At 35.9% G+C, this 10,320-nt stretch carries 10 protein-coding genes; 6 read left to right on the top strand and 4 right to left on the bottom strand.

Going from position 1 to position 10,320, the window contains the following annotated elements:
- Nucleotides 1–16: 16 nt before the first annotated feature.
- Entirely contained in the window at nucleotides 17–1,102 is a 1,086-nt protein-coding gene (locus tag AsAng_RS08580) for an ATP-binding protein (RefSeq protein WP_264792357.1), read from the top strand.
- A gap of 19 nt (nucleotides 1,103–1,121) precedes the next feature.
- Nucleotides 1,122–2,147, top strand: coding sequence for a PEP/pyruvate-binding domain-containing protein (locus tag AsAng_RS08575; protein ID WP_264792356.1), 1,026 nt, complete (start codon nucleotides 1,122–1,124; stop codon nucleotides 2,145–2,147).
- A gap of 43 nt (nucleotides 2,148–2,190) precedes the next feature.
- On the opposite strand, the gene AsAng_RS08570 is transcribed toward AsAng_RS08575, so the two are convergent.
- The 4 genes from AsAng_RS08570 to AsAng_RS08555 all read right to left on the bottom strand — a co-directional run bounded on the left by AsAng_RS08570 (nucleotide 2,191) and on the right by AsAng_RS08555 (nucleotide 4,953).
- Nucleotides 2,191–3,702 carry a T9SS type A sorting domain-containing protein gene (locus AsAng_RS08570; RefSeq protein ID WP_264792355.1) on the bottom strand — a complete coding sequence of 504 codons (1,512 nt, stop codon included), beginning with the start codon at nucleotides 3,700–3,702 and terminating at the stop codon, nucleotides 2,191–2,193.
- Between the two features lie 57 nt (nucleotides 3,703–3,759).
- A complete protein-coding gene (locus AsAng_RS08565) occupies nucleotides 3,760–4,128 on the bottom strand; it encodes an MmcQ/YjbR family DNA-binding protein (protein ID WP_264792354.1) in 369 nt (122 codons plus the stop codon).
- 13 nt (nucleotides 4,129–4,141) lie between these two features.
- Complete coding sequence (locus tag AsAng_RS08560) at nucleotides 4,142–4,486, bottom strand: nucleoside/nucleotide kinase family protein (RefSeq protein WP_264792353.1); 345 nt, start codon at nucleotides 4,484–4,486, stop codon at nucleotides 4,142–4,144.
- A 152-nt stretch (nucleotides 4,487–4,638) separates the two neighbouring features.
- A complete protein-coding gene (locus tag AsAng_RS08555; protein ID WP_264792352.1) occupies nucleotides 4,639–4,953 on the bottom strand; it encodes a nucleoside/nucleotide kinase family protein in 315 nt (104 codons plus the stop codon).
- Nucleotides 4,954–5,256: 303 nt separating this feature from the next.
- Here AsAng_RS08555 and AsAng_RS08550 point away from each other — a divergent pair, with 303 nt between their 5' ends.
- The 4 genes from AsAng_RS08550 to AsAng_RS08535 all read left to right on the top strand — a co-directional run bounded on the left by AsAng_RS08550 (nucleotide 5,257) and on the right by AsAng_RS08535 (nucleotide 10,318).
- Entirely contained in the window at nucleotides 5,257–5,775 is a 519-nt protein-coding gene (locus AsAng_RS08550; protein WP_264792351.1) for a hypothetical protein, read from the top strand.
- The gene (locus AsAng_RS08545; RefSeq protein WP_264792350.1) at nucleotides 5,759–6,580 is read left to right on the top strand and encodes a hypothetical protein; all 822 of its coding nucleotides are present in this window, start codon (nucleotides 5,759–5,761) and stop codon (nucleotides 6,578–6,580) included. The genes AsAng_RS08550 and AsAng_RS08545 overlap by 17 nt, the downstream gene beginning before the upstream one ends.
- Nucleotides 6,581–6,747: 167 nt before the next feature.
- A complete protein-coding gene (locus AsAng_RS08540; RefSeq protein ID WP_264792349.1) occupies nucleotides 6,748–8,943 on the top strand; it encodes an OmpA family protein in 2,196 nt (731 codons plus the stop codon).
- Between the two features lie 109 nt (nucleotides 8,944–9,052).
- The gene (locus tag AsAng_RS08535) at nucleotides 9,053–10,318 is read left to right on the top strand and encodes an MFS transporter (RefSeq protein ID WP_264792348.1); all 1,266 of its coding nucleotides are present in this window, start codon (nucleotides 9,053–9,055) and stop codon (nucleotides 10,316–10,318) included.
- The last annotated feature ends 2 nt before the right edge of the window (nucleotides 10,319–10,320 follow it).

Below are 10,320 nucleotides of genomic sequence, written 5' to 3'. Positions count from 1 at the left end.
TTAAGAAATAAAAATAATGGCTGTAGAAACCTTGCTAAAGCATCATGCAGAACAAGAATATGCAAATGAACTTAGTGCATTGGCAAAACAAGATAAATTCCCCAAACCACCTAACTGGAAGCTTTCTCCTTGGGCTGTTGTCACCTATATTATGGGAGGAGAACTGGAGGATGGCACAGTAATTAGCCCCAAATATTTTGGCAATAGACGAATTATTGAAATTGCCGTTGCAACTTTAGTAACCGATCGAGCATTGCTACTAATGGGGGTACCTGGTACCGCAAAAACTTGGGTAGCAGAACACCTTTCGGCAGCTATATCAGGAATTTCTACGCTTCTAGTACAAGGGACAGCGGGTATCAATGAAGACACCCTTCGTTACAGTTGGAATTATGCCAGTTTGTTAGCCAAAGGCCCCTCTGAGGAGGCACTCGTTCCTTCGCCTATTATGTTAGCCATGCAAGAAGGTAAATTGGCGAGAGTTGAAGAGCTGACTAGAATTCCGTCAGATGTTCAGGATACATTGATTACGATCTTGTCCGAAAAAACATTACCCATCCCAGAATTAAATACTGAAATTCAGGCGCAACGTGGTTTTAATGTTATTGCTACGGCCAATGACAGGGACAAAGGCGTTAATGATCTTTCTAGCGCTCTAAAACGGCGTTTTAATACCGTTGTTCTTCCGTTACCAAACAGTTTAGAGGAGGAAGTTAAAATCGTAAAAACAAGAGTAGATCAACTAGGGCAAAATTTAGCTATTCCTGCCGAATTAGCTCCTGTCAAAGAAATTCAACGACTCGTTACCATGTTTCGTGAATTGAGGGAAGGCAAAACACACGATGGAAAAACAAAATTAAAAACGCCTTCTGCAACACTCAGTACAGCCGAAGCTATTTCAGTAATTAATAGTGGTCAAGCATTGGCGGCGCATTTTGGAGATGGTACCATTAAAGCTAGAGATTTGGCAGCGGGGGTGATTGGCGCTGTTGTAAAAGACCCCATCCAAGATCACGAAATTTGGAAAGAATATCTTGAAACCGTGGTTAAGGAACGCAAAGATTGGTCTGACTTGTATCGTGCTTTTAAAGAATTAGGTTAATCTGATAAAATCCCAAATTATGCGATTCATTCCCTTGCTTTTTTTTGTTGTTATTAGCACACTTAATCTATCCGCTCAACAATGGTATGCTAAACCCGATTTTGCTGTCCGATACATTTCTTATTTTGGAATTGGTTCGGAATCCGTGCAGAAACCCTCTGTTTTGGGAAATAATGCCGCTATGTATGCATTAATGCAACAGCAATTCCCTCAATTAACAGGGCAAGGTATCGGTGTACCCGTTTTTTTCTATCAAGAAACGTTAAAAAATTGTGGTGCTGATTTGCTCATTAAAGAATTATTGGAGCATTATAACAACTTAAAACCAGAAGAAATTTCAAAACAACTCAAAGCCATACGAGCGAAAATCTTGGCTGCAAAAATTTCCTCTAATTTAATCCATCAATTAAAAAACGCTACTCAAGAATTTTTTAGCGGCAAAAGAATTCGAATCAGCACTTCACCCAACTACCAAGCCTTGACAATTAATGCTTATAAAGGCATCAAACCAACATATACTTTAGTAACGAATATCGATGAGTTATCACTTAGTATTACCAAAGCCTATGCTTCATTTTGGGAGGATGATAATGTTCAAGAACGATTTACTCACAAAGGAGATTTGAATCAAAAGGAATTAGCCCTTGGGCTTCTAGTTACAGAGGCATTTGAATACGGTTATGCAATTGGTAAAGTTAGCACCGATTACACGACAACACATCCATCTATTCATATTTTGAGCAAACGAGAGTCTTCAACAGAACGAATCGGTTTTATTCAGTTTGATAGCAAATGGTATAGGACTTACGAAGAAGGAAAAGAGCACAATATTTTTGTTGACAATGCAGCTCTAACTCCAACTGTCCGACAATTACAACATATCACAACTCAATTGGATCCATTGTTGCGATCAATGATGCCAAAATCAGATAAATTCAAAAACAAAGAATATACAGCGGTCTTTACCTTTATTCTTCAAAAAGAAAACAAGGGTTTTCGATTAAGATTATTACAACCTGAATTGCAATTGTTATGGGCAAAATAAAAGAGGAAGGTTTGAGAACATAACTACAAACCTTCCTCTCTTTTTAATTTTTAATAATTTTGATTGTCTTTTGTTTTTCTTCCGCTTTAATCTCCACAAAGTAGATTCCAGGTTCAAATTCTAGCCCTAAATCTATATACTGAATATCACTGAATGCCTTGTTTATGAGCATTTGTCCCATCACATTTTTTATAGTAAGTTGAACGGTTGAATGTAAGTTTGGCAACTGAATGGTTAAATTATCAGTTGTTGGATTAGGATAGAACAGCACATTAGACAATTCTTCCCCTAGATTAGCGGTAGAACTAGGTCCACAAACCGTATTAAACGTTGCCGTTGCATCTATATTTGTCCAATTGTTGGTAGAATAATTGACATTATCTACTTGAATACAAGCTAAGTTTGGATTGTTTTGAGCACCAAAATAGATAAAATTAGCATTGTTTCCATTTTTAACATTCAAATTGGTTAATTGGTTATAACCACACCATAATTCTCTTAACACAGTCTGTCCTCCCAAATCGAGTGTTGTTAGTTGATTCGTATCGCACAATAATTGTTCGAGCGCTAAATTAGTTGAAAAATCTAAGGTTGTTAATAGGTTGGAACGACAGCGCAGATCTTCTAGAACTGTATTGGTACTCAAATCTAAACTTGTCAATTGGTTAAAAGAACATCGCAAATCTTTAAGAAGCGTGACTGCGCTAAGATCCAAGCTTGCGAATTGGTTATCACTAACATTTAGCTCTCGTAGAACTGTATTATGGCTTACATTTAATGCACTAAGTTGGTTTGATCTAAGATTTAATTCTAAGAGCGCTACATTATTGCTAACATCCAAATTGGTTAATTGGTTATTACTTGCATTCAACAGAGTAAGAGCTGCATTTGAGCTTACATCTAGGTTCGTCAATTGATTATAAAAACAATATAAGCGGTCAAGCACTGTATTGGTGTTTATGGTTAATGCTGTTAATTGATTGTTAGCACAGTCTAAGGATTCTAGTAATGTATTATTACTTACATCCAGACTTGTCAACTGATTATCGCTACAACCTAGCTGGGTTAAAGTTACGTTATTGCTAACATTTAATGCTGTTAACTGTGCAGAATTACAGTCCAATTGAATCAATGATGTATTTGCACTTATGTCCAAACTCGTTAATGGATTAGCACTACAATCCAAGTGGGTCAAAGCGGTGTTGGCAGACAGATCTAAAGAACTAAGTTGATTGGCAAAACAATAGAGTTGGGTAAGCATTGTATTGGCACTTAAATCTAGTGTCGTCAATTGGTTATTTCCACACCACAATTCACTGAGTGCCGTAAAGGCTTCGATGCCTGTTAAATCATTAATTCCTCGACTACTAACATCAATTGCTCCCGTAAAAGCCTGCGCCTCTACCATTTGTATTTCAGTATCTCCATTGGTATTGATAGCATTGTTGCCCAACAGATACATTTTAAAATTAGCATTGGGCACAGCAACATTTTGGGCATACATTTTTTGTTGAAGCCCCAAAAGCAGTAAAAATAGAATAACAGTATTTTTCATGTTTAATTATTTGGTAAAAAAGACAGCAAAACTAATGTTTTTTTACAATTCTAATAGCTATCCCATTTCTTTTAGAAGCTCTAATTCTGCTTTTACCTTTTTTGTTAATCCCTTTACGACCAAATTATAAGAATGGTCAATTAATTCTTTGAGAAAACTATCTCTAAGACTTCTTTCAAAAGCAACTGTATTCCAGTGTTTTTTATTCATATGATAACCAGGCTGCACTTCATCATAAGATTCCCTCAATTCCAAAGATTTGTCAGGATCACATTTTAGATTAACAGTAAATTCTTCTTTTTCTAGGGATGTTAATGCAAACATTTTACCCATAACCTTAAATACCAATGTATTTTCATCAAAGGGCAAACATTCCTCTGTCCCTGTTTTAGACAAACAGTAAATTCTAAAATCTTCTATATTCATATCTGTTTTTTAATTATTTTAAAATTTCATAACAATTAAAGTTTGTTGCATCTATCAATAAATCTGCTACCTGTTCAGGAGAGCAAGCTTCTTGATACAATTTGGAAGCAGCATGATACCGTTTTATAAATTTTTCTTCGGCTTGCTCCTTCCCTCCTAGCGCAAATTGATCTCGATCAACACCACGGGCTCTTGCGGTTTCAAAATCAGCTTTTAGATAAATTTTTAGATCCCAATGCGGTTTATAAATTGGTTTAAAAAGGTAAGCTCCATCCGTTATCAAAATAGCTGTATCTGAAATAAAAGTTGGAGGCAAATCTAGATACTCGTCTGTTTCTAGATCATGGACTGCTTTCAAATAATAGGGTTTGTCTTTTTTTATACTCTGCTGATTTTTTAGTTTTTTAACAAAAAACATAAAAAAACATCTTGTATCAATTTGATAATCAGCCTTTTAATACTTTGGCTAGCAAAAACCTATTTTACTGATTATCAGATTGATACGATTTTCTAGCGGAGTAATGCTTTTTGGGAAGCCAATAAAACCTCATTGACAAATGCGACCTCATTGTAAGAGTCTTCATAATACCCTTTGGCAGAATTTCGTCCCTGTTGATATCGATGTGCTTTATTAAAGTGAAAACCATCTATAGAAATATGAAAAGCATTAAGTTCATTGGATTGAAGAAATTGGCACAATGCAATAGCAAAAGTTGTTTTTCCGACTCCCTCTACCCCATTTATTGCAATTCGAACAGCTTTGTTTTTTTGTTTTTGTATACTTGTAATACGTTCCCTTATTTTTTCAAAAATAATTTGTTGCATTTGCTAATTTTTTTCTAAAAAATATCTGCCTCTTTGACAACTTGTGTGCTAATCGTAAAACGTAAGGTAAAATGCTTCTATTTTGGGATATTAGAGCCTAGGCTACCTTGTTTTTAGATCACTAAATCTAATACCCAAACGGCATAATTAAAGACGTTAATTAAAATTTCCACACGATTAGCTTCGCTGCTACTGCGTGGTTACTTCGTGATAGAGTTGTCAAAGAGCGAAAATTAATTGAATAATCCCCATGATAGCAACATTAAATGTACAGCATTCTATTCAAAAAATCAATAGCTCAATATGAAAAACAGCTATATTTTTAAGGTCTGGAGAACCAATAAATTCTTTTGTGTCATTCTTCTAATTTTTCTATTGGGTCAATTATTTTTCTCTTATAAACAAGTAGAAACAATTCCTTTTTTTAATTATGGAATGTATTCTGAACCTTGCCCAAAACAAACATCTTATACAACGTTTGCTATTTATACAGAAAAAGGTGAACGAATAAATCTATACAATAGCCCCTCTCCTTTCTTTATGCACTATCAATTGAATTATTATGCCCAATTAATAAAACAAGACTCTATTGATCCAATTATTCATACGATAGAATCTAGGTTTGGAGTTGCCACAACCTTTAGTCGCTACCTAACAAAATTCCTGAGTAACTCCAAAGGAAGTTTAACAACAGCACCAATATATCTATCTAATAGACTAAAACTTAAAAACATTTCAATCAAGCAAGAAAATTACGACTGGGTAAACAATAATTTCAAAAAAGTAAGTCAAAAAACATTTATAAATGCCAACAAAAGATAAGCAAACTATTCAACGAATAATTTGGCTATTCCTACTATTCGTTTGGCTCTTAAGATTTAAACAAGGTCTATTGCTACATCAATTGCACCTTTCTCCATTTATTAGTCCAAAAGCAGATAATATATATTGGATATATCACGCCTTGCAACTTCCTCATTGCATTATTCAGCACTTTTATTTAGGGCTTTTGTTAGACCTTCTGTGGTTCTTTAGCTGTCTTTGGGGAATTAAGCGCAGTTCTTCTCGATCTTTGGGGATAATAATACTATTTCTAGTAGTCAACTATAGTATTATTTATAATTCGGTTGCCACCCATCACGAACATAAATTAGTAGGACTACTCTTCTGTCTTCCCCTATTGATACTCCAAAGCCCCAAAAATTTTGTTTTAGCATTTGCAGGCATCCGATATTATGCTATTTTTGCGCTATTTAGCGCAGGTCTATGGAAAATATGGAGAGGAAGTATTTTTTTTCCTAATCAGATGAGTGAAATACTAAAACACCAGCATCTAGATTATCTGATTAACTACCCAAACAGTCATTTTAGCACCTTTATAAGTTACTTAATAGACCACCCCTACTGTTCTAGTGCGTTTTGGTATGGTGGTTGGATATTAGAACTAAGTTTTATAGTCGGCTTTATCACTAGAAAGTTTGATAAACTACTTGGAGTGCTATTTTTGATCTTTTTTTTAATGGATTATTTGTTAATGCATCTTTGCTTTATCGAATTTTGTATTTTTGCCCTACTTTTCTACCCTTGGAAAGGAATTTGGAATTATTATGAAACAAAACTAGTCTAGTATAAACTTTGTTCCCTCTTTATAGAGTGTCAAGAATAAACGAACAGTACCATTAACCCATTACTCCGTTAAAAATGTATTAAGCTATTTAGTGTACTCCCCTCCCCAACATTGCTAGCTTATATAATAATCAACAGAGTGTTATTAACCAATACAACAACATATACATGAAATATATTAGCTCACTATCCATAGTCCTTTTATTTTGTGCTACCCTAACGGCACAGTCGCCCAATAAGATTAAAAAAGAAGCAGATCAATTATTTGCTTCTAAAAATTACGAGAAATCTTTAAATGAGTACAATAAAATAAAAAATAAGTACACAAAAGATATTGATATAAAGTATAAGATAGGAGTTTGCTATTTCTATACCAACAATATGGACGAAGCCATTATATACTTAAAATTTTACAGCCAAAACTCCCCTAAGTTAGCCCCCCTAACCAATTACTATATAGCTAGAGCCTATCACCATCAAAATAATTTTAGAACAGCCGTACATTACTACAAAAATCACCTAAGAACCCTTGCTTCTAATGCTCCAGAACGAGAACGACTAAAACGCCTAATTATTCAGTGCACTAATGGTCCTAAAGTAGAGCAAATTAATTCAGGAGCAATTGTAGCAACATTGGGTACTAAAATCAATAGCAATGCTGATGATTATCGAATATGCTTCAATCCTAGAGTAGCCAATACAATTTTCTTTTCGTCTACGAGAAACACAGCTACAGGGGGCAAACTAAACCAGAACAACATCCCCGATCCAATCAATGGTCATTATCGATCTGACATTTACAAATCGACTCTAAACCAAGGAAGTTGGATGGATGCCACCCCGCTCTCTAGCCGTTACAATACCAATATGAGTGAGGATATCATTAGTTTTTTTGATAATGGCTATCAAATGCTGTTACTAAAAGGTTTTGCAGATGGACACAAAGAGATTGTAAAGGAAAATTATGACGATGATTCTATTGAGGTTATTCTTCCTTTTGCACTTAATGCCAGTTCACACCATTGGGATGGGGATCATTTTTTTGTCTCTGATAGCCTTATGTTATTTTCGAGCAATCGCCCAGGTGGCTATGGTGGTAGGGATTTGTATTACTCTATTCAAACCAATGGACAATGGCAAATACCAGTCAATTTAGGGCCTAAAATCAACACAGAGTATGATGAAGATGCCCCTTTTTTAGCAAAAAATGGAAGGCATCTATATTTTAGCTCTGATCATCCCCTATCAATGGGCGGTTATGACATTTACAAAGCTATATTTGACGACTCAACCCGAACATGGAAACCACGCCAGAACCTTGGCGTTCCCATTAATTCATCAGCAGACGATAAGAATTTCTTTTTGGATAAAGATGGTCTCAAAGCTTATTTTTCGTCCAATAGAATTGGCGGACTAGGAGGTTTTGATCTGTATTCTGCTTATTTTAGAACACGCCAACAAGAACAGTTGCAAGCCCAAACGCCCAATCATTTTGTAGCAGTCTTAACCAATATTACTAGCTTAGTTGACAACACTCCCATCTCGCACACGGTCAAAAAACTAACCCCAACAGCAACTGTTGATCCCACCACTACTTCAGGAGCCAAAACGGTCTACAACATTAGTCCTATTTATTACAATGCACAAACAGGAAAAATAGAAGGGGCCAGAAATACCATCCTCGCACTTAAAAAATTACTTGCACGACATTCAGAAGCAATGATCGTTCTTTCTGGGCATACCGATCATTCAGGGAATTCTATCAATGACCTTTATCTAACCATCAAACAAGCAGAAGAACTTTCTAACGAACTAATCGAAAACAATAGTCAAAACAAACAGATTTGGATTCGAGGCTGTGGGCAAAACTACCCAATAGCCAACAATCAAAATTTTGACGGATCCCCCAATCATATTGGTGAAAAAATGAACAGACGCATCAATGTAGATGTTTATAATATTGCTCATTTAAAAGATGAAATGAGTATTAACATTATAGCACCAAAAGTAAGCTCTGTCATGCAAAACTTAGCTTACACCCGTTACCAAAAACAATTAAAGGGGCTAACTTACAAGGTTCAAGTGACTGAAACGGCAACCTTATTTAATCACTCTATATTCAAAGAATTTCAACATGCTACCACAGAAAAGCATCCCAAAGATGTCAATGTTAAATACATGATTGGCTTAGAAAATTCCTTTGTTGCCATCAAACGCACCTTAGATCAAGTCATCCAAAAGGGTTTCCCTGACGCTGAAATCATACCTTATATTAATGGCATTAGAATTACAGAAGATGAAGCCCAAGTTCTATTTACAGAATATCCTGATTTAAAGCAACTCTTGGAATACCGTTCCAATTAATTTTGCTAAATACTCTTTACATTACTCCGTTGAAACCCCTATTAACAACTTCAACACAAAACAACCACCAATAAAACTATTTGTGGGAGATTTTGAATATCCAAACACCATGAAAAAGAACGATCCATACGCAGCATTACGATATTCAGAGTTTAGGCTATTTTTATTGGTTCGATTTGCGCTTGTCTTCGCTTGGTCTATGCAATTTGTGGTCATAGAATGGGAAGTTTATCGCCTGACCAAAGATCCTTTATCCTTAGGAATTATAGGGCTAATGGAAGTCGTGCCTGCTGTTTCATTAGCACTTTTTGCTGGACATATTGTCGATCAAAAAGAAAAGCGCAATTTATTATTGTTGTGCATCCTTGCCTTTTTGGGATTGAGTGCTGGCTTACTTTACGCCACAGCCCCTAGCACGCAACAACAACTCAGTCACAACAACATCTTGTATTTCATTTATAGCCTAGTTTTTATTGGTGGTATTGTGCGTACATTTATTGGGCCAACTCTATTCACACTGATGTCCTTAATTGTCCCCAAAGAGCTCTACCCCAATGCAGCGACCTGGAGCAGTTCGGCTTGGCAAATGAGCGCAGTATTAGGGCCTGCCCTAGCCGGATTTACCATATTTTGGATGGGGACTTATGGCTCTATGTTTCTGATCGTGGGATTTATTCTCATTGCTTTTATTCTATTACTACAAATAGCCCCTAAACCCATCCTTAATCCCAAGATTGGAGAGCCCGTTTTTCAAAGTTTGAAAGAAGGGATTAAATTTGTTTATCAGACCAAGATTATCTTAGGAGCCATCACACTAGATATGATTGCAGTTTTGTTTGGTGGCGCTATTGCCCTATTGCCAATCTTTGCAACCGATATATTGGGCGTTGGAGCCAAAGGTTTTGGTATACTTAGAGCAGCGCCTGCTGTTGGTTCCTTTATTATTATGTTTGCTGTTGCTTATTTCCCCATTAACAAAAATGCAGGATTAAAATTATTAGCTTCTATTTTCGGATTTGGTCTCTGTATCATTGTCTTTGGCTTATCAACCAGCTTTTGGTTATCTGTATTTGCCTTGTTTATGTCTGGTATAACAGATGGTATTTCTATGGTGATTCGACAGACTATACTACAACTTTATACCCCTGATAATATGCGAGGCAGGGTATCTTCCGTTAACTCGATGTTTGTAGGGTCATCGAATGAACTGGGAGCATTTGAAAGCGGCTTTACTGCTAAATTAATGGGTACCGTTACCGCAGTCGTTTTTGGAGGGACAATGACCTTAGCAACCGTTACTTTAACGGGCATTTTTTCGAAAAAGATGAGAAATTTAGATTTTGAAGAAGAACTAAAATCCAATAGCGATGCTTAAGA

The sequence above is a fragment of the Aureispira anguillae genome, from assembly GCF_026000115.1.
In the GTDB taxonomy this organism is placed as follows: Bacteria; Bacteroidota; Bacteroidia; order Chitinophagales; family Saprospiraceae; genus Aureispira; species Aureispira anguillae.
Note: the sequence above shows the minus strand (reverse complement) of the source record. Positions and strands in the feature narration are given on the sequence as shown.

Excerpts from the sequence above, each read along its gene's own strand:
- AsAng_RS08540 (WP_264792349.1), top strand. The coding sequence starts at position 6,748 with ATGAAATATATTAGCTCACTATCCATAGTCCTTTTATTTTGTGCTACC.
- AsAng_RS08550 (WP_264792351.1), top strand. The coding sequence starts at position 5,257 with ATGAAAAACAGCTATATTTTTAAGGTCTGGAGAACCAATAAATTCTTT.
- AsAng_RS08555 (WP_264792352.1), bottom strand. The coding sequence starts at position 4,953 with ATGCAACAAATTATTTTTGAAAAAATAAGGGAACGTATTACAAGTATA.
- AsAng_RS08565 (WP_264792354.1), bottom strand. The coding sequence starts at position 4,128 with ATGAATATAGAAGATTTTAGAATTTACTGTTTGTCTAAAACAGGGACA.
- AsAng_RS08545 (WP_264792350.1), top strand. The coding sequence starts at position 5,759 with ATGCCAACAAAAGATAAGCAAACTATTCAACGAATAATTTGGCTATTC.
- AsAng_RS08535 (WP_264792348.1), top strand. The coding sequence starts at position 9,053 with ATGAAAAAGAACGATCCATACGCAGCATTACGATATTCAGAGTTTAGG.
- AsAng_RS08570 (WP_264792355.1), bottom strand. The coding sequence starts at position 3,702 with ATGAAAAATACTGTTATTCTATTTTTACTGCTTTTGGGGCTTCAACAA.
- AsAng_RS08575 (WP_264792356.1), top strand. The coding sequence starts at position 1,122 with ATGCGATTCATTCCCTTGCTTTTTTTTGTTGTTATTAGCACACTTAAT.
- AsAng_RS08580 (WP_264792357.1), top strand. The coding sequence starts at position 17 with ATGGCTGTAGAAACCTTGCTAAAGCATCATGCAGAACAAGAATATGCA.